23 protein-coding genes are annotated in these 25,118 nt (G+C 61.4%); 18 read left to right on the top strand and 5 right to left on the bottom strand.

The genetic code is table 11. The annotated features are described in order from the left end of the window. Nucleotides 1–134: 134 nt before the first annotated feature. Nucleotides 135–797 (bottom strand): TetR/AcrR family transcriptional regulator, encoded by a 663-nt coding sequence (locus tag DBO33_RS25700; protein WP_107657352.1) that lies wholly within the window; start codon nucleotides 795–797, stop codon nucleotides 135–137. Nucleotides 798–906: 109 nt separating this feature from the next. On the opposite strand from DBO33_RS25700, the gene DBO33_RS25695 reads away from it, so the two are divergent. Continuing rightward, entirely contained in the window at nucleotides 907–2,280 is a 1,374-nt protein-coding gene (locus tag DBO33_RS25695; protein WP_107657351.1) for an ABC1 kinase family protein, read from the top strand. Between the two features lie 6 nt (nucleotides 2,281–2,286). Here the strand turns inward: DBO33_RS25695 and DBO33_RS25690 are convergent, their stop codons facing one another. Continuing rightward, the gene (locus tag DBO33_RS25690) at nucleotides 2,287–3,564 is read right to left on the bottom strand and encodes a PucR family transcriptional regulator (protein ID WP_234391034.1); all 1,278 of its coding nucleotides are present in this window, start codon (nucleotides 3,562–3,564) and stop codon (nucleotides 2,287–2,289) included. A 420-nt stretch (nucleotides 3,565–3,984) separates the two neighbouring features. Here DBO33_RS25690 and DBO33_RS25685 point away from each other — a divergent pair, with 420 nt between their 5' ends. From DBO33_RS25685 to DBO33_RS43035, 4 genes are all read left to right on the top strand, one after another. Beyond that, nucleotides 3,985–4,239 (top strand): hypothetical protein, encoded by a 255-nt coding sequence (locus DBO33_RS25685; RefSeq protein ID WP_159080513.1) that lies wholly within the window; start codon nucleotides 3,985–3,987, stop codon nucleotides 4,237–4,239. Between the two features lie 226 nt (nucleotides 4,240–4,465). Continuing rightward, nucleotides 4,466–4,642 (top strand): hypothetical protein, encoded by a 177-nt coding sequence (locus tag DBO33_RS43635; RefSeq protein WP_199856760.1) that lies wholly within the window; start codon nucleotides 4,466–4,468, stop codon nucleotides 4,640–4,642. Between the two features lie 154 nt (nucleotides 4,643–4,796). Further along, nucleotides 4,797–5,255, top strand: a complete 459-nt coding sequence (locus tag DBO33_RS25680; RefSeq protein WP_107657348.1) for a B-4DMT family transporter — start codon at nucleotides 4,797–4,799, stop codon at nucleotides 5,253–5,255. A gap of 422 nt (nucleotides 5,256–5,677) precedes the next feature. Continuing rightward, the gene (locus DBO33_RS43035; RefSeq protein ID WP_159080512.1) at nucleotides 5,678–5,896 is read left to right on the top strand and encodes a hypothetical protein; all 219 of its coding nucleotides are present in this window, start codon (nucleotides 5,678–5,680) and stop codon (nucleotides 5,894–5,896) included. Nucleotides 5,897–6,100: 204 nt separating this feature from the next. Here the strand turns inward: DBO33_RS43035 and DBO33_RS25675 are convergent, their stop codons facing one another. Continuing rightward, the gene (locus DBO33_RS25675; protein ID WP_107657347.1) at nucleotides 6,101–8,197 is read right to left on the bottom strand and encodes an NACHT domain-containing protein; all 2,097 of its coding nucleotides are present in this window, start codon (nucleotides 8,195–8,197) and stop codon (nucleotides 6,101–6,103) included. An 830-nt stretch (nucleotides 8,198–9,027) separates the two neighbouring features. Between DBO33_RS25675 and DBO33_RS25670 the strand changes: the two genes are divergently transcribed. The 8 genes from DBO33_RS25670 to DBO33_RS25635 all read left to right on the top strand — a co-directional run bounded on the left by DBO33_RS25670 (nucleotide 9,028) and on the right by DBO33_RS25635 (nucleotide 17,144). Then, complete coding sequence (locus tag DBO33_RS25670; RefSeq protein ID WP_107657346.1) at nucleotides 9,028–9,720, top strand: lysophospholipid acyltransferase family protein; 693 nt, start codon at nucleotides 9,028–9,030, stop codon at nucleotides 9,718–9,720. After that, complete coding sequence (locus tag DBO33_RS25665) at nucleotides 9,717–10,541, top strand: patatin-like phospholipase family protein (protein WP_107657345.1); 825 nt, start codon at nucleotides 9,717–9,719, stop codon at nucleotides 10,539–10,541. The genes DBO33_RS25670 and DBO33_RS25665 overlap by 4 nt, the downstream gene beginning before the upstream one ends. Beyond that, the gene (locus DBO33_RS25660) at nucleotides 10,538–11,821 is read left to right on the top strand and encodes an oleate hydratase (RefSeq protein ID WP_234391033.1); all 1,284 of its coding nucleotides are present in this window, start codon (nucleotides 10,538–10,540) and stop codon (nucleotides 11,819–11,821) included. Before DBO33_RS25665 ends, DBO33_RS25660 begins: the two co-directional genes overlap by 4 nt. Nucleotides 11,822–11,879: 58 nt before the next feature. Beyond that, the gene (locus DBO33_RS25655) at nucleotides 11,880–13,166 is read left to right on the top strand and encodes an NAD(P)/FAD-dependent oxidoreductase (RefSeq protein WP_107657343.1); all 1,287 of its coding nucleotides are present in this window, start codon (nucleotides 11,880–11,882) and stop codon (nucleotides 13,164–13,166) included. 35 nt (nucleotides 13,167–13,201) lie between these two features. Next, the gene (locus DBO33_RS25650; RefSeq protein ID WP_234391032.1) at nucleotides 13,202–13,873 is read left to right on the top strand and encodes a DUF1365 domain-containing protein; all 672 of its coding nucleotides are present in this window, start codon (nucleotides 13,202–13,204) and stop codon (nucleotides 13,871–13,873) included. Beyond that, nucleotides 13,852–15,126: a class I SAM-dependent methyltransferase gene (locus DBO33_RS25645; RefSeq protein ID WP_407670532.1), complete on the top strand. Its 1,275-nt coding sequence runs from the start codon at nucleotides 13,852–13,854 to the stop codon at nucleotides 15,124–15,126. The genes DBO33_RS25650 and DBO33_RS25645 overlap by 22 nt, the downstream gene beginning before the upstream one ends. Then, complete coding sequence (locus DBO33_RS25640) at nucleotides 15,123–16,361, top strand: SAM-dependent methyltransferase (RefSeq protein ID WP_107657340.1); 1,239 nt, start codon at nucleotides 15,123–15,125, stop codon at nucleotides 16,359–16,361. The genes DBO33_RS25645 and DBO33_RS25640 overlap by 4 nt, the downstream gene beginning before the upstream one ends. Nucleotides 16,362–16,427: 66 nt before the next feature. Continuing rightward, nucleotides 16,428–17,144, top strand: coding sequence for an SNARE-associated domain-containing protein (locus tag DBO33_RS25635; protein WP_159080511.1), 717 nt, complete (start codon nucleotides 16,428–16,430; stop codon nucleotides 17,142–17,144). A gap of 363 nt (nucleotides 17,145–17,507) precedes the next feature. Here the strand turns inward: DBO33_RS25635 and DBO33_RS44755 are convergent, their stop codons facing one another. Continuing rightward, nucleotides 17,508–17,903 (bottom strand): phospholipase A2, encoded by a 396-nt coding sequence (locus tag DBO33_RS44755; protein WP_407670531.1) that lies wholly within the window; start codon nucleotides 17,901–17,903, stop codon nucleotides 17,508–17,510. Nucleotides 17,904–18,140: 237 nt separating this feature from the next. On the opposite strand from DBO33_RS44755, the gene DBO33_RS25625 reads away from it, so the two are divergent. The 5 genes from DBO33_RS25625 (at nucleotide 18,141) to DBO33_RS25610 (ending at nucleotide 23,267) form a co-directional block, all read left to right on the top strand. Then, nucleotides 18,141–19,334, top strand: coding sequence for a coiled-coil domain-containing protein (locus DBO33_RS25625; protein WP_159080509.1), 1,194 nt, complete (start codon nucleotides 18,141–18,143; stop codon nucleotides 19,332–19,334). Next, entirely contained in the window at nucleotides 19,331–20,593 is a 1,263-nt protein-coding gene (locus DBO33_RS25620; protein WP_107657336.1) for a hypothetical protein, read from the top strand. Before DBO33_RS25625 ends, DBO33_RS25620 begins: the two co-directional genes overlap by 4 nt. Nucleotides 20,594–20,678: 85 nt before the next feature. Further along, nucleotides 20,679–20,858, top strand: a complete 180-nt coding sequence (locus DBO33_RS44095) for a hypothetical protein (protein WP_234391030.1) — start codon at nucleotides 20,679–20,681, stop codon at nucleotides 20,856–20,858. 37 nt (nucleotides 20,859–20,895) lie between these two features. Beyond that, nucleotides 20,896–21,186 carry a hypothetical protein gene (locus DBO33_RS25615; protein WP_107657335.1) on the top strand — a complete coding sequence of 97 codons (291 nt, stop codon included), beginning with the start codon at nucleotides 20,896–20,898 and terminating at the stop codon, nucleotides 21,184–21,186. Further along, on the top strand, nucleotides 21,183–23,267 hold the full coding sequence (locus DBO33_RS25610; RefSeq protein ID WP_234391029.1) for a TerD family protein: 2,085 nt from the start codon (nucleotides 21,183–21,185) through the stop codon (nucleotides 23,265–23,267). The genes DBO33_RS25615 and DBO33_RS25610 overlap by 4 nt, the downstream gene beginning before the upstream one ends. Nucleotides 23,268–23,981: 714 nt before the next feature. Here the strand turns inward: DBO33_RS25610 and DBO33_RS25605 are convergent. Then, entirely contained in the window at nucleotides 23,982–24,914 is a 933-nt protein-coding gene (locus tag DBO33_RS25605; protein WP_107657334.1) for an aminoglycoside phosphotransferase family protein, read from the bottom strand. Nucleotides 24,915–25,118: the final 204 nt, after the last annotated feature.

Raw genomic sequence — 25,118 nt, 5'->3', positions numbered from 1 at the left:
ACCGATGATCTGACGTTCGGCGCAAACCGGAGGCTACTGCTGTCGAAGGCCGCCCTCGTCGGGTTCAGCGCAGGTTTGGCCGAATACACAGCGGCATGGCCTGGAACTGGGATTTCGCCACGATGTGCGTGCTGTTACGCCCCGGCTGGTGGTTGAGTGGCCAGCACTTGCGCATGGATCCAGGCACTGATCATCTCGGCGGTCATGGCGATGGCCTCGTGGCGTTCCTCGCTGCCGACAGACGGTAGCGACGCCCGCAGCACCGCTGCGAAGCCGGTATTGATCAGCACGAACGTCATCATGTCGTACTTGTGATCGTTACCGGGCCCGAGTACCTGGATCAGCAAAACCTTGACCAGCAACCGCAGCCGCGGTTCGAGCGCGGGGATGCCGCTGCGCTCGAACTCCACGCCCGAAATCAAGGCACTCACCAGTTTCGCGCTGCCGGCCAGTACATCAGTGAACACCTCGAGGATTTCGGTGGTCAGTTGCGGTATTGCGGGGAGCAAGTCAGCGATCGGATCCTGCGGCCGACCCGACATCCACGTGGTGAAGCGCTCCTCAGCGCTGGTCAGCATCCGCTCCAGCAGCGCGTCGACAATGACGGAGCGATCCGGGAAGTAGCGATAGAGGGTGCCGATGCTGACCCCGGCCGCCGTCGCGATCCGATTAGTGGACGTCTCGGCGATCCCGCGCTCTCCGAACAGTTCTGCCGCGGCGTCGAGGATCTGTTCCCGCGTCTCTTTCGCGCGGCGCTGAGTCGGTCGGCTCCGTTGCCGGACAACCTTCGGCGGCAATACAGCCTCCCAGGGTGCGGTGAATAGTGAGCATCGATCATGGTATAGGTGCGGATGCCTACCATTGCGGCAGTACGTTCTTGCTGGACGGATTCCTACGGAGGTACCTATGGTCGTCGGCCGAGTGCCCAGCAGTCGGCTGGCGCGCGGGAGCAGACTGGGTCTGCTGGCCGCCGAACAGGCTGCGCGCGGGGTCGGGACGCGGCTGTCGATGCTCGGTCGCACCGAACAAGCACGACAGGTGCTGGCCCAACGCTCGGCACTGCAGGCCGCGCAGCAGCTGGTCACCGTGCTCGGCGGGATGAAGGGCGCGGCAATGAAGTTGGGCCAGATGCTGTCGGTGCTCGACGTTGATCTGGTCCCGGAAGAGCATCGTGAGCTGTTCCGGCTTAAGCTCGCCGAACTGCGCGATCGCGCACCAGAGGTGCCCTTCCCAGCGATGCGGGCGGTCATCGAGAATGACCTCGGTCCGTTATCCCGGGTCTTCGCCGATTTCGACGAGGCTCCCATCGCCGCCGCATCTATCGGCCAGGTGTACCGGGCGCGTTTGCACGGCGGGCGCGTCGTTGCGGTGAAGGTGAAGTATCCGGGTGTGGATCAAGCGGTTCTGGCCGACATGCGCAATCTCGAGCTATTCAGCGTGGTGTTGAAATCCGTGCTGCCCAGTGCTGCCGATTCCGGCGTACTGCAGGAGATCAGCCGCAACATCGGTGGCGAACTCGACTACGTGCGCGAAGCCCGGACCCAGCATCGAGTGGCATCACGTTTCCGCAGCCATCCCCTCATCACAGTGCCGGACAGCATCGAGGAGTTTTGCGGGGACCACGTTCTGGTGACCGAGTTCGTCGAAGGGAAGTCCTTCGACGAGATCCGGACTCTGCCCGCCGCGGATCGGGACCGGGTCGGGGAGCTGATCTACCGCTTCTACATCGGTTCGATCTTCGCCGATCATGAATTCTGCGGCGATCCGCATCCCGGCAACGTCCTGCTGGCCGAGGACGGCCGGGTCGGTTTTGTGGACTTCGGGCTCTTTCACCGTATGGACCCGGTGCACGTCGAGTACGAGCGGGAGGCCTTGCAGGCCGCAGCAGAGCACCGGGCCGAGGACCTTTACCAGCAGTGGATCGACCGTGGCATTCTTGATCCCGCCTCGGGGGTCACCGCAGAGGAATGCCTCGAATACGTCTGGGCTGCAGCGGGTTGGCACCTCATGGATGAGGAGATCACCGTCACCTCCGAACTCGCCACCGGTGCGGTGGTGCTCGCGATCGACCCGAGAGCCGGCGAATTCCGCGGAATCCGCAAGCAAATGCTGCCCCCGGAAACCGTCTTCTCCCGGCGCACCGACCTGTTCACCTTCGCCGCCCTCGGCCAACTGGAGGCAACTGCGAACTGGCACACCCTCGCTCGCGAATGGCTCTATGGCGAGCCGCCCGCAACCGAGATCGGACAAGTGATGGCACGGTGGCGAGCCGCATCGTAGCGGTGCCTATGGTCGTGTTCGAGCAGTCGGCATATCGGGCGCGGAGCCGACGGCGGTGTCAGGGGTGTGCCGTGGGTATCTGCGGGCGAGCAGTGCTGCTCGGAGGTGCAAGATATCGGACAGTTTGTTCGGGTCGAAACCGGTGAGCTGGCCGATTCTCTTGAGCCGGTAATCGACGGTGTTGGTGTGGATGTGTAGCGCCTGGGCTGTACGCCGTCGGCTGAGGTCGGCGCTGAAGTGTCGTTGCAGTGTTTCGAGCAGTTCGGGATGTTCGTCGAGTGGGTTCAGGACTGTGCGAAGCCATTCGAGACCTGGACCAGGGCGGGTGAGCTGGAACTCCACGGCGAGTTGATCGAGTCGATAGAGCCCGCCCGGATACGCCAGCCACTGCACCATGTCGAGGAGTTCGTGTGCCTGGTCGGCGGCACCAGGAATCTGCGCCGTCTGGGCGGTGATGACGGTGGCGGTGATGGGGACGTGCGCGGCGACCGACAGTTCATCGATCAACACGTCGAGGTCTTCGTTGGGTAGCAGGGTCGCGGGTAGCAGGATCGTGCCGCCGTCGACGCTGAGTAATGAAAGCGGATTGCCGGCGCACTTCTCGGCGAGCGCGGCCTGTATGCGCCGAAGTCTGCGCTGGGCAGCGGCTTTGGGATCCAAGCGAGCGTTGCTCTGTTCGGGGTGCGGCGGGAACGCCACGGCGACAACCCAGTAGGAGTCGGCGATCTCTATTCCGCATTCCCGCGCCATGGTCGAGGTGCAGTTGCCACGGAGCAGAGCTGACGTGAGTGTGTACGCGGTTGTGCGGTCATCGCTGAGCACGGTCCGCAGTTCCGTCACGTAGGCGTGGGAGACAGTGGTGGTGATCGTGTTGAGGATTTCGAATAGTCGTCGGCTGGCGGATTTGAGACTGTCGAAGTCCGCCGCCGTCGCATCGGCGACGACCAGGTCGAAACCGAGCTTGAACCCTTCGTGCACCGCGTGGTGGATAGTGTCGATCGGGATGCCTTCGCGAGCCCAGCCTTCGGCGGCAGCCCGCAGTTGCTGGGTGCTCTCGCTGCCATCGGAACCGTCGAGCATTTTCACGGCGAGCTCGAGGCAGATCCGAGTGATCGTGGTGATATCGCCATTGAGCGTCTCACCGGGCAATGTCCGGCACAGCGCGACATTCTCGATGAAATGGCCGACCATCTTCCGAGAGAGAGTCCGGACGTCCTTCAACGGCGACGTGACGGGCTGGCCTGAGAAGATCAAGTCCCGATGGGCTGAACTGGTGACGGTCATTGTGACTCCTTTCCATCCCCGCAGCATGGCGAAGCACATCACGGTAACTCTGGGATCGCGGGCCCGGCCCGGCACTCGCGGCGGCTGGGATTGTGATCAAACCCGTCCGGCAACCCTGTGGTCGATCACAGAACAGAAGCGCCTTATCCCCTGCGCACCTTGCCGGTGCCGAGATCGTAGGCAGTGTTCACAAACTCTGACGGCGCTGGTTTGTGGGATCACGAAAATGAGCCGGTCAGCACGAGAGGGCAGCGATCAGCACGTACCGTCGACGCTTGGAGACTTGCGGAGGGGAGCGCCATGGTGATGGGTCCGCACGACGAACGCCGAAAGGCGGGCGCAACGTCGGCCGAAAATGGAAGTTCCCGACATACCTGCTCGGACCGAATTCTCAAGCGCGGCATCGAACGGGCGCTCGTCGTGGTCGCCGCTGCCGACGCCTCGGGTGTCCTGGCATTCGACTGGCTCGAGCACGCGGCGACACGCTGCGCGCAGGATGGCGTCCCGATCGAGGTTGTCCACGCGGCGGTCACCGAAAGTGTGATGTCGGCGCTCGATCGACATGGTTCGGCCTCGAACGCCATCGACGATGGATGGAACGTCCGGTGCGAGCCAGCCGCTCCGGCGAGCCTCCTCGATGACCTCATCGCGGTGGTCAGCCGTGCCTATGGTTGAGCGTCGGCAAAAGCCACAATTGATTCGAAGAATGTTCGTGTATCTCCACGAGGCAGCTATTGTGTGAGCGTCGCTGGAATTGCTGGGCATTTCCACGACGATTCGGCAAACTGATAGTTCGAAAACCTGAAATCTGCCGACGGGGGAGCAATTACCATCCCGGCTGTGTTCTGATTGGGCGGCCTCGATTCCGGGGCACGTCACACAGCACAACGAGGATGACCGTATGAACTCGAAAATGATCCGTCCGCTCGCCGTCGCCATGTTCGCGCTGTCGGCAGTCGCATTGAGCGCCGGCCCGGCCTCGGCTGGCTCCGGCTCGAGCTCTGGCTCGGTAGAACTGTGTCTCCCGATCCCGCTCGGTTCGGCCGAGAACACCCTCTGCCTGCCGCTGGGCGGCTAGCCCGAGTCGTACGCGGCGGCGACACCGTTCATGGCGAGCAGGATTCCCGGTTCCCGTTCGGAGTCGCCGCCGCCCGGCGAACAAAGCGTCCGCCCGCATCACTGAGCCGACGCGAGAATTCACATTGACTGCCTGCATGTTCACGGTGGAGTAGATGAAGACTTGGGTATTGCGAGCCGCCGCAATTGGTGCACTGATTTTGATATTGCGTGCCGCGCTGGGATTCGCAACGGTGCATTGGCCGACGCAGGCATATCTGGTCCCGCCGGTGTGCTTGTTCCTATTGCTGACAACCATCGGGTGGTGGGGTACGGCTGACGGACGCGCCGATCGGCCCACGCAGCTGGATCTGGAGACCGGCTCCGACCTGACCATCCCGTGGTTGAAGACTGCGGCGGCGGCCGGGTTCGGCAGCGGCCTGGTTGCCTGGATCCTGGACAGGATGCCTGGCCTGTACCTCGGTGACTACGGCATTGTCGAAGAACTCACCGGCAACGCCGCCTTCCTAACCCTCCTGATCCTTACTCCCGCGCTCCTAGGAGTAGCTGTCGGCCGCATGCTGGCAGGCCGCCGACGCAGGACAACCAGCGACCTCCGGTCAGCACGTCGCTAGTCGGCCTTCGTGACCGCTCCAGACCGGAGTGGGTCGGCGCCAGGCAAACGGGTTCACTTCGCTGTAGGCAGGGGCGAGTTCGGCCGAGTCATACCTGCGGCTGTCCACTTCGTGGCCCGTGCTTGCGTGCCCACGCGCGGATGACGGCGCATTATTCCCGGTCGGCGGATGAAGGTCTTCGACCTTGACGCGTACGACGCAATCGACCACGGCCATGCCGAAATGCTGGACACCATTGCAGGGAGTTCCTGAGCGCAGCGCCTATGCCGCCGCCGCGTCAGTAATTCCCCGCACACATCTGCGGCTCACTCTGTCACCTGCCTTTGTTGAATCGGATCGGGAGTGGGCCTGGTTGGGGGGTATGTTCGCGGGGGTGGGAGGCAGGCTGGCGCTGGTGGTGGGGTCGGAATGCGACGCCCCGGTTGGAATTCTTCGAGGGGCTGGCTGAGCGTCTGTATGGGAGTTTTACGCGGCTGGGTGGCTGGGAATCGGCGACCGGTGTGGACGGACCGCTGCTCAATCCCTCTGCGGCGGAGTTGACTTCGGCGATTCGCCCGGCGGCAAACGGCTCATTGCCTTTCATGATCAATCGCCATGCCGGTGCCATTCCAAAGGCGCTGGCTGTCGCCGTTCCTGCTTGAACCAAATGCGGCCAATAGTGACACACGATCGAGGACTGAGAGTATCGACGCTGAGGTTCGGTCACCAGGCACGGAAGCCACGCAGTCCACGCCACTTCTGATAGCCATCGCTCGAATTCAACTTCCCGGGGTCCATCCTGCTCGGTATTTCGTGAGCAGTCGGATTGTCTGACCTATATAGAGGGCTTCACGACTAATTGTTATTTACCTGTAAATGCCGCCGGATCGGGTGAGATAATCCTGTAGATCGGCGTGGCGGAATTGGTACCGCGGACCGATCGCTCGTAACAGCCCGAGGCGATGAGCGTCTTCCAGGAAAGGGATCAATCTGAATGGCAATTGCCCCCTGATTGCCGCGTATGCCTTTGCCATGACGCAGAGCGCCCATGGGCAGCTCTTGGGATCGAGCCCGCCGGCGAGAATATTACTGAGACCGAATGCCAAGCCGACTGTAATGCCGAAGGTGAGGCTGAAAGTGACAACGACAGTGCAGGTGGACAGAACTGTCAGTCTTCTGTCGGCGCGCCAGGTCGAATCTGCCGTACTCGCATTGCGCGCGGTTGCTCGGTTTTCTGCCGACCGAATCAGGTTTGGCACTATTTGGCTGGCGATACCGAACGTGGCTCCTGCGGTGAGTCCGAGGACGAGCCCGAACGTGAGCCCTCTTGCGAGCCCGACGATGACGCCGGCCATGATTCCATAGGTGATCCCGGTGCCGAGGCCGGTGAGGAATTGGCGACGCATAACTGTACGCAGCTGCTCTTCGACCCTGAGGTAATCGGAGGTCAGCCATCTGCTCGCGCTGTCAGCGAAGGCGAGCCAGTAGGCAATCGCCCCGCCGATGCCGATCGTGAATCCGCCGCAAAGGCAGGCAGTGACCTCGTCCTGCAGCCTCGACACTAAGCCGCCGGCAAACACATTGACTGACCCGGCCCCCAAACCGATGGTGAGTGCCATTGCGAGCACTGACGCGAGTGTAAAGAACCTTCGGAAGAAGCTCGGTCGTACCGTGAAGTGGGCTATCTGCCACCACGCGAAGCTACGGTTCTCGGCATGGCGAGCCAGGAAGCTGAGCCAACGGCGTGCGTTTTCCGCATCCCAAGAGTAACGCGGCCGAAATAGCTCGGCGGAGTCTGTGCTGGGTCGGTTGGCACGGATGAGCGCGGGGATCAACTCCGCTAACAAGTGAATTCGTATGGTAGCGGCATCGGGAAAACGATTAGTGTCCAACAGTTCGGCTGGGTCGCCGGTAGGCGGGTAGGCGGCCCGCAGGAGCCACAGCCCGAGCGGTTTCGACAGTGCCGAGGCGAGGGCCCGGGAGGTTCCGGCGCCCAACTCCTCCACGATTCTGCGCCACGATGGGTTGGGTAAGGGGATGCAGTCGGTCAGGTAATCGATCGCGTCGGTAGGGGTTAGCTCCTGTGGTTCGATCGCGAGAGCCGCGCTGAGAACATCGCTGGCACCGGCCACGGTACGGACGTACTCCGCGGTCCGGCAAGTCAGAATCAACGGATCGGACTGGCTCAACGACGAGTTCAGTGCGGACAGCACTCCCACCCGTAGGCGGACGGGCAACTCATCCAAACCATCCAAGACCGGCAAGATCAGCCCCTGGCTGACCAGCGCATGTGGAGCCATTGCGCCGTAGGTATCGGTTGCCAGAGCTGGATAGATCTCCGCCAACCGGGAGGTAAGCCAATCACTCAGTCGTGGCTGAACGGTGGTGTCCCAATCGGTGAGCGACAGCAGCACCGGGACAGGGTCGCCCTCACGGCGGGACTTCAGAAGTTCCAGGAGCAACTGGATAGCAAGGGTCGTCTTGCCGGTTCCACCTTCGCCGAGAATGATCAACCGCTGGGGTGACAACGCACGGAACCTCGCGGCGAACACGGCAATCTGATCGCTGCGTCCCGATAATACCGAGTCGCCTGGGATCAGGAGATAGGGATCAGCCACCAGGCGTTGCGACACCCTCCACCGCACCGGCATTGGGACATTTCCGACTCCGCGCACCCCGGCTTCCACCAGCCATTGTCCCTTGACCAACCCCGCGAGTGTTTGGTGCGCAAGGCGTACTTGTTCGACTGATGGAACCTGGGAGGCATGACGATGTCCGGCAGTAAATACAGGGCTGATAATTGCGGCAAGACCGAGCGGTATGCTAGCCAATTGCGCTATATTCGCCGCATCGGCGAGACCTCCAACTTTGAGGACTACCGCCAACAGCCCGCCACATACCGCGAGCAGAATCAAAGTTACGGAGACAGCCGCGGTGCGACGATTCAGCCGAATTAATTGCATACGAAGACTCTATTGAGTAAAGACCGTTGCGGTCGGGATAGTTTCAATGGTGCTCCACGAACCGAAATACTTGCAGTCACAATTGACATCGAACAGTCCTGTTGCGACCGAAACGTCGCCGCCGGCCTGTTCCGTCGAGCACCCCGCTCGCGATCGAGGGATGAATTCACCACGGATGTGAGCCGCCGTTGCCGGGAGTGGCATTGCCCTGATTCATGTGGCCGCCAACTGGAGTGAAAGGGGGCCCGCCGATCGGCAGTGTCGCGAAAATTGCGAGCAATATTGCAGATTTCATATCAACTTTCACGGTAAGGCACTTACGACCGCTGAAACGGCAATAGTGTACCGTCCGAGCCGGATTCAGCGCTGTCGTGCGTTCGGTCGACATCGTCGGTTACCGATCGTGCTGGATGGTGTGCGTTGTCGGCCCTGACGGGACCGGTAGAGGCGGTGGCGATCAAGCGGTACGGACCGTCGCATGCCGGCCAGGTCAACGCAGTGCTTGTCGAGGGTGATCGACCCAGCGTCACACCAGGTGTTGGCTTTGTGGTGCGTTGCACTTGGTGCCCGCGACAGTCGCGCGGACGCCCTTGTGAGCGGGGACTGCTATTCGGATGTCATTCGAATAGCCGATGTTGCGTTACAGAAAATTTCAATATTCTTGAGGATATTGGGCCAGCTCGTCGAACTGAGGACTCTGAATCGTAGAGTCGGGCGCATTTTTCGTCAAGTAGAAGGTGTACGTGACGGCGACCCGTAGGGCCGTCGATCGGCACGATTCGTAGAGGGAACTGAGTGGGTATCTTGTCTTTCGAAACCGCGGACCAGGGATGAGTCAGGTCATGGGGCGGCCACATGTCGCTCCTCGGTACCGTGCGGCCAAGGCGGTTGCTCGTGCGACGTCATCGTTTGCGGTGCGAATTGCGGCGAAGTATCACCTGTTCAATATCATCGAGCAACCGGATGTCGCCGCGATCTACATCGCGCCGCATCGGAGCATGTTCGATTTACCGGCAGGTATCGTGACATTCGGCAAACTCGATGTCACGCCGTTGTTGGTTGTGTCGAAGCCGCACCTCGAAAAGATCAGTACGCGACAGTGCGACTGGAATTCCCTGGATCTGCTCCCGGTTGATGCAGGCGCCGGCGGTAGGTCGGCGCTGGTCGACTCAGGGACAGCTGCTCTACACGCCGGCCGGTCGGTGGCGATTATGCCCGAAGGGCGTGTTGTGCGATCGGGGTACGTCCATCGAGACGGTCTGCGCACGGGAGCCGCGCACTTGGCGACAGTGACAGGCGCCCCCGTAGTAATCCTCGGCTCGGCCGGATCTGAAGCTCTGTGGCAGCGTGGAAAGTTGACAACTTTCGGATCGCTCAGGCGACCACCCGTGGTTGTGGTGTGTTTCGAGATCGTAGTGCCTGCTACTGACATTTCGAGCACCCACGAGCTGATATCGGACCGTCTTGCTGCCGCCGAATCGGAAGCGCACCGTCGGCTAGCCACCTTGCAGGTTCGCGTATGACGGGGACGGCGTTCGTGTTATCCGGCGGTGGGAGCCATGGAGCGGTGCAAGTCGGCATGGCGCGCGCATTGTTCGAAGCCGGTATCGCTCCGGACGCACTCTACGGTACCTCCATCGGGGCGGTGAATGCCGCGGCACTCGCCCAAGGTTTCAACAAGAAGTCGATCGACGCACTGGCGGAGAAATGGACGAGATCGGCTCTGGCCCCGCCGCTGCGGCCTTCGATCGCCGACGTCGTCGCAGCGCTGGCAGGACGATCACCCTCGCTCTTCTCGGTGGAAGGGATTCGTGGACGGCTGGCCGCGGGGCTCAGCTACGCCGCGATCGAAGACGCGCCTATTCCGCTTCGAATAGTCGCGACCAACCTGTTGACGGGTGAGGAGCGTCTGTTCGAATCCGGAGCAGTGGCCGACGCGCTGATGGCCAGTTGCGCCGTGCCCGGTTTCTTCCCTCCTGTCGATATTGATGGAAGCTTGTATGTCGACGGACTTCTATATGGGGCGCCTGTTCATCAGGCCATCGAAAACGGTCACAGCGAAATATTCCTGCTCCTGACGAGCCCTCCCGTCACCATGAGTGAGGTCCCAAAGAATTGGTGGTCGATCACCAGGAGAGCGGCGACTGTCATCATGTCTCGCCAGCTCACCGACAGCGCGAGGCAACGCTGTACGACTGCTCGGGTGTACACGCTCCCCGCAGTGCCCATACTCCGCAAAACCTCACGACGACGCTTCGATAGTGGTCCGGCACTGATGTCTGAGTCGTTCGAAGTGACCAGCCAATGGCTGCGAGCGACAGAAGAATTGAGGTGTCACGGATGAGAGTCGCCGTTATAGGGGCGGGTATCGCCGGACTGTCGGCGGCCACATATTTATCGAGCTATCCCGGTGTGGAAATCACAGTATTCGAACGTGAACCACAGGTCGGCGGGCGCGCAAACATCATCGATGATGCGGAGCATTGCCAGCGCCTCTTCATCGATGATTACGTTGCGCTTTTTGATATCCTGCGACAGATTCCCGCTGGCGGCGGTATGACAATTTATGAGTCGATGCGTCCGGTCAGCAGGATGGTCCATGTCGGTAACGAATGGCGCAGAATATCGAGGTTGTACGCGATCTGGTCCAGAGAGCTGACTTTCTGGGAGAAGTATCATGTGATCAACGAACGCCGCAAGTCCGTACTCCTGGCTGACAAAGTGCAATCGTACAAGAAGACCCTCCGTATGTTCCGGAATTTCGACATGAAGTCGCTGGCGCTGTTCGTTTTGTCGTCGAAAAGTACGCACATGATCATGTGTCTACCCGGCCGCACCGACGAGACGTTGACTCTGCCTTGGCTGAAATTTCTCGAGCGACGGGGTGTCGCCTTCCGATTCAGGACCACAGTGACCAGATTCGCACAGATCCGTAACGGTCCCGGGGAGTGTACGTGGGGTATTACAGCCGGCAATTCGACGCTGGAATTCGATGCCGTCATATCGACACTCGTGCCTCGAGATCTGGCTTCTGTCCTGGATGCGTCGGCACTCGCACACAGGATCTCAGTTGACAACGAGCACCTGCACTTCAAGGTGCTCACGTTTAGTTATGCTGACAAGAATCTGGGGGCGGACTTCCCGCAGTACGCGCTGTTGGCTCGAAACGGTGTCAGTGTGATGTTGCAGAGACCAGCGGCGCGATGTACCGCCTTTTGTACCAGTCCGCTCAACGCCTCTGACGAGTACGTGACCGACCGGGTACGAGAAATGTGTGCGGACCTTGGTGAGGTCTCACTCATCGGTGTGCGTGCCAATAGCGCGGTGAGCGAGGCGATCTACTGCGCCTCACCCATAGATCCAGCGCGAGTCCTGGTCCAGCACCACAATGGACTCTATTTCGCCGGGTCGGCCATGGAGATGGTTTACCCCTTCGATTCGGGCGAGGCCGCGACACGATCCGCGCGGGCAGCGGTCAGCCGGCTCCTGGCCGATACTGCGAGCGGTCCGGCAGGCCCGAGACTTCCCGGCCCATTCACCGGAACCCGCCTCGGCCGAACAATTCGACATCTTCGGACGCGACGTTGTGAAGATCTCGAATGTGCCGAATGCTACGCGCGGTAGCGGCGTGGAGGATTCCCGCAGTTGTCGCGGATGTGAAACATAGACGGAGTTAATTCGAATGGGAGATCTGACCTTGAAAGACCGGAGTGTCGCTGTAATAGGCAGTGGAGTGTCCGGGCTCACTGCCGCATACCTGCTCGCGAAGCGCGACCACGTCACCTTGTTCGAGGCCGACGGCCGACTCGGTGGGCATGCGCACACACACGAGTTGGTGCTGGACGACGGCCGGCGAGTCAGGGTCGACACAGGGTTCATCGTCCACAACGACCGCACCTATCCTATTCTGACGCGTCTGTTCGACGAGCTCGGGGTGGCAACGCAGACAACAGATATGTCGTTGTCGGTACGGTCTGACCGCGACGGGCTGGAGTACGCAGGATGCACGGGCCCGCTCGGCTTGTTCGCGCAACCTCGATTGATGGTCGACAGGCGCTATCTCGGGTTGATCTTCGACATCCTTCGCTTTCATCGTGCCGCGCGTTCGACGCTGCGAAGCACGACCGATGAGACGCTCGAAGAGTTCCTTCGGCGCAATCGGTTCGGTGCCTATTTTGCCGAACATTTCATGCGCCCACTGATCTCTGCCGTATGGTCGTGCGATCCCGAAGTCGCTCCGCAGTATCCGGCGCAGTATCTGTTTCGATTTCTGGACCACCATGGAATGCTCACCGTACTCGGATCTCCGACATGGCGAACAGTGACGAATGGGTCGTCACGCTATGTCGAGAAGATCGCCGCGGGGATCGATGAGGTATTGATGTCGACCCGTGTGGTCCGTGTCGACCGAAATCAGGACGGTGTACGGATCACCGACATCCACGGTGATGAGCGGCAGTTCGATGCCGTTGTGATCGCGGCTCATCCTGACCAGGCGTTGCGGATGCTCGCGCAACCGTCGCCGCTGGAGAAGAACTTGCTGGCTTCGATCCCGTACTCCACCAATCATGTTCAACTACACAGCGACGAGTCGCTGCTGCCGAGGGCACGGAGGGCGCGCGCCGCATGGAACTATCTGATCCCGAAGGACCGGACCGGTAGCGTGATCGTCACGTACGACCTGACTCGGCTGATGCGGATCGAGGGTGTGCGGGACCGCCGATTCCTCGTCACTCTGGGCGGTGCTCATCTTGTCGAGCCGAACGCCGTCATAGCCGAGATGATCTACCACCATCCGATATATACCCCGAAGTCGGTGGCGGCACAGGCTCGACTGCACGAGTTGAACGGCCCCGTCGTATCTTTCGCGGGGGCATACCACGGCTGGGGGTTCCATGAGGACGGCGCGCTGTCCGGGTTGAAAGCAGCGCAGCGTGTCGGTGCCGCGGGGTTGGTCCTGGCACCGTGAACACACCGACAGTCCTCCGCACGAAGATCAGGCATGTGCGAACCGAACCGCTGACGCACGCGTTTCAGTACAACAGCGTCAGCTGGTACGTGGACATCGACGAGCTGCCCCACATTCCGGTGTTGGCGCGCTTCCGCGCCGAGGACCACCTTGCGCCGCCGGGGAAAACCGTGCGTCAGCGTGTCGACGCGGTACTGAGCGACAACGGGATTCGTGACACCGGACGAATAACAGCGCTGCTTGCGCCTCGGTCGTTCGGATATGTCTTCAATCCGCTCAGCATATTCTGGTGCCATGATGACTCCGAGACGGTCACGCACATCTTGTTGGAAGTGCACAATACCGAGGGTGATCGTTATTGCTACGTGACCGCTCCCGACGAGCGAGGCTATGCGGAAGTCGACAAGCGGTTCCGAGTCTCGCCGTTCAACGATGTGTCCGGATACTACGGCGTGACCGCTCCCGAACCCGCGCACAACCTGAGCGTTCGGATCGTGCTGCACGATGGGCGCGGTGACTTCTTCGTGGCGACGATGACCGGGGCTGCGGCGGACACACATCTGAGCGCAGTATGGTCTGTCTTCTGCAACCCTGCGCTCGCGACCTCGATTCGGATTCGTTGGCAGGGGCTCGGGTTATGGTTTCGCGGTTTGCCTGTCATCGGAACGATGAATTCGAGGACTCGATGGAAAACCGGGACGTCGTGAGCACCGGTCTCGGTCTTTCCGTCGCCCGATCGCTGGATCTCGATCGTCTGCCGAGCGGCCCAAGGGCTCGTCTGCTCGCCCGGGGAGGGGAAGCGCTGTTCCGGCGTGTGAGTTCGAGATCGGCCGTGCAAATCGCCCTAGCCGGTGGAGACGTCATGGGCGCGGGATCCGCCCTCGGGGCGCAGATGTTCATTCATCGTCCGAGGGAATTCTTTCTTCGGCTCGGCAACTACGGGCTTATTGGCCTGGGCGAGTCATATATGGCGGGAGAGTGGACCTCGCCCGACCTCGTCGGCCTGCTGACCGTTTTCGCGGCCGATATGTCAACTCTGGTGCCGGCGCCACTGCAGCGATTTCGTTCGGCCTATGTCACGAAGCCGCCAGTTCATGAATATGGTTCGGAAGCCACCGCGAGCGAAAACGTATCGCGACACTACGATCTGTCTAACGACATGTTCGAACTCTTCCTGGACAGGACTTTGACGTACTCCGGCGCGTTGTTTCTCGATCCGAGCCGCGCTTCCTGGGACGAGTTGCCCGACGCTCAAAGCCGGAAGATCGACCGACTGCTCGATCTCGCTCACGTCGGATCCGGTACGGAACTGCTCGAGATAGGTTCCGGCTGGGGCGAATTGTGTATCCGGGCAGCGGCGCGTGGAGCTACTGTTCGCTCGGTAACACTCTCACGTGAGCAGCTGTCGCTGGCACGACATCGTATCGCGTATGCCGGCCATCAGAGTTCGGTGCAGCTCGATCTGCTCGATTACCGAGCGGTCGAGGGCACCTACGACGCCATTGTGTCCGCCGAGATGATCGAGGCCGTTGGATTTCGGTACTGGGAAACCTATTTCACCAAACTCGAATCACTTCTCGCTCCAGGAGGAAAAATCGCACTTCAAGCCATCACGATGCCCCATGAAAGAATGCTCGCTACTCGTGGGACGCATACGTGGATCCAAAAGTACATCTTCCCGGGTGGATCGGTACCGTCCGTGACGGCGATCGAGCAGCTGACGAAGTCGAAGACCTCTCTCGATATCATCGACCGACTCGACTTCGGCGCACACTACGCCGAAACGCTGCGGCTCTGGCGTGAGCGATTCTGCGCGCGTTCGGATGTTCTTCAGACTCTGGGTTTCGATCGTACTTTCCGACGCATGTGGAATTTTTATCTCGCATACTGCGAGGCCGGATTCAGGTCGAGATACCTCGATGTGCAGCAGTTCGCTTTGCAACACCGGGGGCGGAGATGACCATAGCGACCGAGGTCGCCGCGGCCTTGAAACCGATCGTCGGTGGTCGGCTGCCGATCCGATTGAAGATGTGGGACGACAGTGTGACCGGTCCGCCGGACGCGCCGCTCGTCACGGTGAAGTCGAGCAATGTGCTACGCCGACTGCTGTGGAACCCGAGCGAGTTGGGTCTGGCGCAGGCATACATTCTAGGTGAGATCGATGGCGATCCCAAGGCTGTCCTCGAGCAGGTTCGGGCCGTTCCGGCGAATACAAGTCTGCGCGAGGCTAGGCGGAGCCCGGCGAACATCGCTCGACTGCTCGAGCTTTCGATCGGTTTGGGTGCGATCGGAAGACGGTTGCCGCCGCCGGAGAATCAGGCCAGAATTGGTGGACGATTGCACAGCCCGCGTCGCGACCGAGCGGTGATCAGCCATCACTATGATCTACCGCCCGAGTTCTACTCGCGGATACTCGATCCGACCATGACGTATTCGTGTGCCTTCTTCACGCGCAATATTCCCGGCACGCCGGCGGATCCGGGCTACGGTCTGGAGCAGGCCCAGATCGACAAGTTGAATCTGGTCTGTGACAAGGTCGGCCTAGAACCCGGCATGCGGCTGCTCGACATCGGCTGTGGTTGGGGTGGGCTCAGCCTGCACGCTGCGCAGCACTACGGCGCACAGGTCACCGGTGTCACGATTTCCCGGCAGCAGAAGGCCTATATCGACGCGCAAGCGACGCGCCGGGGCCTGGGAGGCGCTGTCGAGATCAAATTGCAGGACTATCGGTACATCGATGAGGCAGATTTCGATGCCATCGTCTCACTGGAGATGGGCGAGCATGTCGGCGAGAAGAATTATGAGATCTTTGCCGGGGTGCTGTGCCGGAGAGCGGCACGCGATGCCCGCATCCTGATCCAGCAGATGTCCCGTCGCCGCGGCAGGCATGCCGGTGGCGGTCCTTTTATAGAGTCGTTCATTGCGCCGGATATGACAATGCGACCAGTAGGTGAAACGATTTCCTATTTCGAACGGACAGGTCTGGAAGTCGTTGGCGTGCAGAACATGCGTGAACACTACGCTTGGACTGTGGACGAGTGGTCGCACAATCTCGACAGACAGTGGCATGAAGTCGTCGAGACGGTCGGTGTCGCGACTGCGAGAGTTTGGAAACTCTATCTCGCCGGCGGCGGCATGGCCTTTCGGCAAGGGCGGATGGGCGTCGATCAGATTCTGATGAAGAAATCCAGGTAGAACGTGTTTCGAAAGTGAATGTCCGCGCCGATTCACGTCGCTGGCAGTCGGATAGAGGATGATTCTGTGCGCTCAGTCATCGGCCGCTATTGGCAACTTTTCGAGTCGCAGTTGCTCCTCCCGAAGGAGAGCACGGCAGACCGGCGGAGAGTGAGGTTGCGGTCGATCCTGATCGCACTCTCGCTGATCATCGTGTGGGTCGGGCAGCTCGTGGCAAAGGCCGGGTTGCCGACGCTGTTGCGAGATCATCCTCTTCTCCTCGTGATTCTCGACGCCCGGACACGGGACATCGTGTTGGCAAGCCCGAAACTCGGTGTTATTGAGCTCATTACGGTGGCAGTAATATGGCGGTTCTCTGTCCATTTCCTCTATTACGTTGTGGGCCGGTGGTACGGCGAGATCGCTCTCCGCTGGCTGGCCGGGCGGGTTGGAAAGGGCGTGCTTCGAATCGAGGGTAATTTCGCCCGATGGTCGCTTCCGGCGGTCTTTCTCTTGTCCAACAAGCTGGTATGTCTACTTGCGGGATCATTAGGCATGCGGCCGGCAGTGTTTGCCGCTGCGCACCTGCCCGGCACGGTGATCCGGGTCGTCGTGCTCTGTCTGGTTCTCCGTTCCAACAGTGCGACATTGGTGCCAATAGTCAGCAAAATGGATCAAAATGCTGATTGGCTCACCGTGGTGTTCGTCACCGGTACACTGGTCACGCTCGGTGCTTCGATATACCTCCGCTACCGCAGCGTCAAACGGTCTTCGGAGTCCGACTCTGAATCGGGCACGGCCTAGGTGGGCTCGCTGCAAGGGTTCAGATCTTTGTCTGCAGGCTACGGAGGCTTGTCAGCTCTATCGCGCAGTTTCCGCAGGTCGATTTGGGTGTTTAGCGCGTGTGGTTCCCCTCCGGACACTCTGAAAGCCGCAATATCATCCAGTGCAACGGAGGTCGGCTCTTCTTGTGTTGGTAGGCGATTCGAACCTCCACGAGGTCCATGTGGGCACCTGCCGGCGACGTCAATGGCGGGCCGGTGTGAACTGACGGTTCGTGGCTGACCAGCGGTAAGGTTGTGCCGCAATTGCTTCTGGGCTAAGCGCCCAGAAGACCCAAGCAGGCTGGGTGCCGTGCTTGGGTCAGTTTCTGTGCTTGTACCGGGCTCAGCGGCATGCACGGCATAGGAAGAAGGGCCAGCCGTACGTCTTCACCCAGCCTGAGTACCAATATGCCGTGGCGCGGCAGCCGGATTTGCCGTTGCAGGCGCGGAGCATGTCGTTCTCGAACCAGTTGTTGCAGGTTGCGAAGCCGTTGAAATCGTCACCCGCCCAGTGGTAGTGGTAGCACTTGTCGTGTTGGTCGCATGCCGGTTTGAAGTTCACCCCGTCGGCGGTTCGGTCCGGAGAGAATGTGCATCCGTTCGGTTGCCAGGCGACGGGGGTCACCGCGATCGCCGGGGGTGATTCCGCGATCGCACTGGTGCCGCCGAATAGCGAAAAGCCGAGGGCGAGTAGGAGAACAGTTACTGCCCCGACTAGGCGTTGTGTGTATGCCGACATGTGGACCTTCCTGTCGCGGTGCTCGGTCCCGTGCTGCTGCCGTGGGGACCTGAACTGGTCCCCCGACGCTACGGACCACCGATATGCTGCGTCTGTCCCCCGTTCGACCGACCTGCGGGTGGCCAGGTCGGCCGGAAATCGTAGCCAGGAACGACGGGCGGTGCTGGTTCCTACCTCGTCCTGCGTTTCGCTCCGATCCGCAAGTGCGTGTCGGGCCCTGTCGCTAGTGTCACGCGGATGGACGCGGTGCAGGTACAGAAGAAGCTCGAGCTCTCTCCCGATGAGGACTTCGTCCTCACGGCGTGGCAGTACCGGATGATGCAGCGCGACATCGCCGCATCGAAGGGCAAGCATCTTCCGTCCAAGCGCGAGACCCGTAACTCTTTTCGCGACAACGCCATTGCGGCCATCGTGCAACGCGACCAGGACGACTGGTCGCCCGCTGTTGCAGAGATCGTTCACCAGATCGCCGAGGATGGTGAGTCTCCGAATCTCGAGGCACTCGAATCCGCTGGGCCACAGATCTCCTCGGTCGTGGCGAGACGGTCACGGGCACTGCTTCTGCTGATCGACTTGTATGGGTTCGAGCCGTGGGTGGAGGGCAAATGGGAAAAGGCTGTCCGCGCCGAAGTTCTCGCCGCCGCTCATCGGTCGATGGATCAACTTCATCCTGAAGACCTCTCTGCTGTGGAAACCGCATACAAGGACGCGATCAAGAAGCTGTCGAAGGCAAGCAACTGGACGAAATACGCACTTCTCGCCGGTGCCGGCCTCGGACTGGGCGTCCTGACCGGTGGCCTCGCCGCACCAGCGATTGCCGGAGCGTATGGAGCGGTTGTCCTCGGCTATTCAGGCGCGGTGGCTACTTCGGCGGGCTTGGCCGCGATCGGCGGCGGTTCCATCGCTGCTGGTGGTCTCGGCATGGCCGGTGGTGCCGCGCTCATCACCGGCTTCAGCGGCGCCGCAGGAGTCGGGGCGGTCACGCTGGCGGGAAAGGCTGCCGGGTTCACGGCAGCTCGCATCGCAGCCGACGCCATTCGACTCCACGTGGTGACCCAGCTCGTGCTGCGCGATGTCGACGGCAACGAAGAGGCGGCAAAGGCTGTCATTGTCAGTCTCCGCGAACGCGTGACAAACCTGGGCAAGACCGTCGTGACTCTCGCCGAGCGAATCGAAATCCTTCGTGCGCAACTCGAGACAAAGCAGGCGGAGTTGAACGCGGAGCGAGATCAACGCCAGGCTGCCGAAGACCGCATCGCCCGCTTCCGGAGCGTCGCTGACCGGCTCAAGGAGCGTGTCACAGGACCCGAGAATGATGAACTCCAGGCCTTGCTGGCCGAACTCGAAGAAGTCGAGGGCGAGAAGAAGACCGTTGAGACCCTTGCCCAGGGAGTCTCTGTCCTCGCTGACGACCTCGAGGAAGCAGCGTGAGCGCGACTGACGGTGACTCCAGCGACCGGGTCTCGCCGATCGATGACGACTACGTCGGCAACTTGGACGCACTCACGCGCGACCTCGGAGACATCGAAATGATCGCCGCAGCAGCGCTTTCGGACAAGCCGATCGACCACGCGGCGACGCAGCGCATCGTGGGCACCTCGACTGGCCTGACCTATTTCGACCTCACGGCCCACCATCAGCAGCGTCGCGAAGTCGAGGGATGGGGCGAGTCCGACATTGCCGACATCCTCGACCCGATCGCGCTGCGGCAACTCGATGGGTGGCGGGCGACCCAAAGGGTTCCGTGGGAACGCGGCGACCTGGTCGTCGTGGGTGTCTCCGGGCTCATCGGCGCACTCGGAAACCTCTATGACAGCCAGGTAGACGCTGCGGTGCTCAGCGGCCTGTCCTTGTTGAAAAAGACTGACCTGCTGCGCCGGTGGGAGAGGGAGACCGCCCGACTCGCCATCGATTACACCGGCCCCAAATTCGGCGGTCCGGCACATCGTGTCCGGTCGGCCGGCCATGACATCGGCCGGTTCTTCAGCGCCCTCGATCAGATCCGCACAGGAACCTTCGAAGGTACGTGGTGGGAAGACGGACGGCGGATGTTCGAAGAGGTTGCGACAACTCGCTCCGGTCTACCGTTCGCGAAAGCGCCCGAGCGGCATCTCGCAGTCGCCCTTCTGTTGAAACACTGGGCGGCGGATTTTGTCACCCCGATGAACTTGCCGCTGCCGGGTTGGACACTTTTCGGCGAGATGTCGAACCCAGACTTGCGGAAGTTTGCCAATGACGCTTACGCCGGAACGAACTCCGGCGACGGGTTGAACCTTCGCTCCGGAATATTGACGCCTGGTCTAGGGATGCTCGCGACCGAGGTCGTCATCCGAACTCACACGCACCTCGGGGCATACCGTTCCACGGGCACTCCACGGCTGGCGACTTCCGCCGCGGCCAAACACACGGAGATGCTGCTCGCCGCACACGCCGCAGCCGGAGCAATCAGTATGTCGAAGACCGCTGCCGCGGCGATTGCTGGCGAAACCGTAGTCGCCGCTCGACATCTCAACATTCCTGTTCTCATGCGGGTGGGCATGCTTGCGCTGAAAGTCCGCTCCGATGCCGCGGACCGCGCGGAAGCTGGTGCACCATCGTGGGAAAAGCTGCTCGTTGACGAAGCGGCGACTTGGACCCTGCCCGAAGCAGTCGCCATCGCGGACCTTTGGGACTGCCCCGAGTTCGCTTGACTCTATCCAGATGCGCCCTCCGGGTCGGCGGCGTAGTGCCCCGCTGGATCAACGGGAATGGCGCAGGCCCTGCTCATTGAGGGCGATGTGGAGGAGGCGTGCGGGATCGGGGGGACCGGCCGTCGAAGCGGTCGGCAAGACAGCGTCGGACCGGGTGCAGAAGAAGCTGATCAAGGTGTATCGCGCGACGGAACAGTTCGCGCGAGTCGGTCGAGTTGCCGAGCTGCGCGGTCAGATGAAGCCGTTGCTGCTCGCGACGGGATGAGGAAGAGCTGAGTCGTGCGCATCGGGGTACTGGGCATATGAACATCACCGAAGGCACTGCACCGCTGGTGTATGACGCGATCAGCAAGCTGCTCGCGGAGCGCGAGGATTCCACCGGGCTGGTTGATGTCAGCTGCATCGCCCGCGGTGCCGACTCGGTGTTCGCTCGGGCTGTCCTTGATGCTGGAGGCAATCTCAAGGTCGTGTTGCTCACGGAACTGCAGGTCGACCACGCGCCCATCACCACTGATCTCAGCATGCCCCGCCGTCGCTGGCAAAGATTGTTGCAATATCTCATGCTCGTGGACCGATACGACAGATACCGGTGATCTCAACCAGCACTGATGATGCATACCGAATCGAAGAAGGGTTGGTCACAGTGGCCGCTCCGAGACTCTCCAAGGGACAGAATCTGCTGTTGCCTCAGCGCGTGCGGCGTATCTGCGTTGCGATCGGGTGGACGGACCCGCAGATAGACGTCGACGCGTCCGCTCTGCTACTCGGGAGCGACGGGAAGGTTAGCTCGGACAGAGATTTCGTCTTCTACAACCAGCCGGCCTCGCCGGGTGGTTCCGTCCGATCCCTGGGTCTCAGGGTCACTGACGACGGTGCACGGGCGCTTATCGCGATCGACTTGTCGACGCTGCCAAGCACGACCCACACCGTGGCTGTGGTCGGTAGCGTCGATTCGCATCGTTTCGGAGAACTCGGTGCGCTCACACTCACATTCGTCGACGAAAACGAGGATGTGCTAGCGGACTACGTTATGTCTGACGCGACTACCGAGTCGGCACTTCAATTCGGTGAGGTATACCGTCGCGGCGACGTGTGGAAGGTCAGGGCGGTCGGGCAGGGCTGGGCATCCGGACTTGCGGGTCTAGCAACGGATTTTGGCGTCAACATCGATGGGGAAGTTCTACCGACTGCCGCGGAAACTCAGGAGCCGCCGAAGAGCATACGGCCGATCGGATCTGCCAGCCGAGCCGTCGTCGAGGCGGCCGCGAGCGACATAAATTCGTCAACACAGGAACCAGCTCAACCAGCGATGCCCTCTGTGGAGCTTGCCCAGCATGATGCTGGTTCTCCGTACCGACTGTGGACGCAGGCCAGGACGTACTGCGACTACGAACTCACGGTCGAGCAGCAGTTTCTACCAGCACTTCGCAGCTTGTACCCACCGGATTTTCCGGAGAAGGACAGAGAACTAACGCCGGTCGTCGAACTTATTCCCGAACCCGATGGTCCACACGGGCAGTGGGCGATATCGGTTCGAACGGATGGTCGGACGATCGGCTATGTCGGACCCGAGGATGCCCCGCGTTGGGCAGGAGTTCTTAGACGTATCGTCGCGTCGGGGTTCGTGCCGACTACGAAAAGCCGAATCTGGGCAAGAGAATATGATGGATTCGATGGCATCGAATTCAACGCATACGTACAGATCGCCCTCGGGGAGCCTGAACATGCCATTCCATTGAATGATCCCCCCGCAGTCCCGTACACCATGCTGCCGCGGTCAACGATTATTCAGGTAACGAAGGAAGATGAGCATTTCGACGCCGTACGGAAGTTCGTGTCCGACAAAGGATATGGACTGTTGTTTGCTACCCTTCACGACTGCGCGCCGAGTGTCGGCCGAGCAAAACATCACGTTGAGGTGCGTGTGGACTATCGTCGAATCGGGCAGCTGACCCCGCCGATGAGCCAACGCTTCCTTCCGATGGTTCGCCATCTCCGCGAACGGGGGCTTGTCGCGGCCTGCTGGGCTGACATCGCAGCCTCCGCGGTTTCTGCCAAAGTGCGCATCGACGCAATCAAAGCCAACGAAGCAAGCGACGAGGTGTTGAACGGACCTCCGATCACCATTTCGACGCTTGTGCCCGGATTACCGGACTCGCTGAGCTACGACCTCACCGTGCTGCGGCTGAAACTCGAACCGCTAGAACCGGTTCGCCCTGTGCCCCCACCACCCATTCCGGCGGAACCATCGGACGGCTCGCTGGTGCGATTCGACAAGGGCGGAGGTCGCTACAACTATGTCGCAGTCCGCCGCGGCAGCCGATGGGAAACCACGGCAACTGGAGAATTCGGGGCGATCAACGAAACAATGTCCTGGCCCCAACTGGCGTCACGAGTCCGCAGGTTCGATATTGCGACCGCATGGGATTCGACCGATCCACACGGCGACGCACGGGTCCGCGAACATCTGGCGGTCATCCGGTTCGCGATCAGCGATACATACATCGCAGCCGTCAATGTTCGAGCTGACGGGTGGGAGAACGGCGATTGGTACACAACAATTACAGAACAAGCTGAAGAGCATCTGCCGCTTGGTGATCGCGCCGAATGGTCCGAGATAGTGACAGCTGGGCAACACATTCAAGTAGTAACCGCATGGGCGCCGCTGCACTAAGGCTCCGGCAATGTACAGCGTTTGCGGCATAGTCAGTCGCTTGCTCGACAGAACGCGGCAACCGACTGGCCGAGTCCGCAGCTCTCAACTGCTTCCGACCCGCAGACGTTCAGGACGATTCTGGCCGCGGAGTCGAAGTACTCGATGGTCCGAGCACGGCAGCAACTTCCGAACCGTCAGCAGCTGACATGTATCAGTATTTCCGCAGTTGGATTGGTGTTTAGCGCGTGTGTCCCCTCCGGACACGTCCAGTACGTCCACGGGTCGTGTTGGCTGAACTTCGGCTAGCACAACCCGTTTTCGTGGTTGTAGGTCATCTTGAGCCCGAGTTGGCGATAGACCTTGAGCTTTGGCTGTGCCGTCGACGCGCTGCAAGATCTGCACTAGGTCGCCCAGGGATTCGACGAGTTGACGAATCTCGTTGCGGCTCAACGGGGACGTGCTTGCATTGCGGTCTGCGCGCGGCGAGTTGTGCGACGCCGACTTCTCGTTCGGATTGGACTGGTTTGGTCCAGTTCGCGATGAGTTGTGGGTCTGTGCCAGCTTCCTGCGCTGCCCTGTAGCTGTTGAGTTTTCGGTTATTCTCGGCGAGAGACTGCTGGATCGAGTGCATCCAGGAGCGCGAGGCCTACTTCCTCACGTCGGTGACCGTCGGGACCGGCATCAGTTCCGGTCCCGCGTGCGTCGTATTGCCGTAGTCAGGGCAGACCGACCTCAGCGCAGCCGGGAGTCGAGCAAGATGGTCGCGATGGTGACCTGGGCCGGATCCAGGGCGGTGTGGCCGTCCTCGACGTCCCAGTGCGCGTTCTGCAGCACGCGACCCAGCGTCCAGCCCGCCGCCCGCCGCCGGTCTAGGCCGAGCGCCTCGGTGAGCAGGTCGAAGCGGTAGCGCACGGCGCGCGCCGTATCGCCGGTGGCGACCATCTCTTCCCAGCGATTACTCAACGCGGGCAGCAGTTCGAAGGCGGGATCGCCGGCGAGTGGCTTCGGATCGATGGCCAGCCACGGTTCCCGCTCGGCCGCGAGAATGTTGTCGAAATGCAGGTCCCAGTGCAGCAACCGGTCGCCGGGTTGATCGACCAGTTCGGCGACGGCGGATGCGCAGGTGCGAACCAGCTGCCGCTCGGCAGGGTCGGGCAACGCCGCCACGGTGCGGGGCACTTGTTCGAGCATGGCGGCGGCGATGTCGGCCAGTTGCCGTAGCCCGGCTGGTGCGGGAGCCGCGACCAAGCGGGCCAGTAGTTCGGCGAGAATGCGCAGTGCGGCGCGGTCGTCGGTCACCGAAGACAGTGGGCGGGCTGCGTCCAGCCGTTCCAGTAGCAGCGTGCCGGTGTCGGGATCGTGGTCGAGCAGGCGCACGGCGCCGTCGCCGTTCCAGCCGCGCAGGCCGAGTGGCTCGCCGACGTTCTCCTCGTTGACCGGCTGTAGTTTCAACGCGGCGGGCGTGCCGTCCGCCTGGATCACCGGCAGCACCAGTGACACCATGCCGTGTCGTGCCGGAGCGTCCAGGCGCAACGCCCAGCGGTCGAGGAACCCCGCGGCCAGGGCGGGCAACGCCGCGATCCAGGCGCGACCGGACGCGCCGTCGTGTGCACTGTGGGACGCCGCCAAGGCGGCGGGGACGTCGATGCGGGTCGACGTGCTCATCGTCGAATCTCCTTCGTAGGTTCCGAATGTGGACACGAAGGAGGTGAGGTGGTGCCCGGCTGCCGGGCAGGGGTCAACGCATACCGGCCACCTTAGTCGACCATGTTCAGTGTGCCGGGGTGGCCAGGACCTCGCGTTCGCGTTCGATCAGCGGGGAGGTGCCCGCGGTGATGTTTTCGGCGGCGCTATGCCCGCAGCGCCGGC

Source organism: Nocardia suismassiliense (assembly GCF_900269665.1).
GTDB lineage: Bacteria > Actinomycetota > Actinomycetes > Mycobacteriales > Mycobacteriaceae > Nocardia > Nocardia suismassiliense.
The sequence above is the reverse complement of the archived record's forward strand: the minus strand, read 5'-3'. Positions and strand labels throughout refer to the sequence as shown.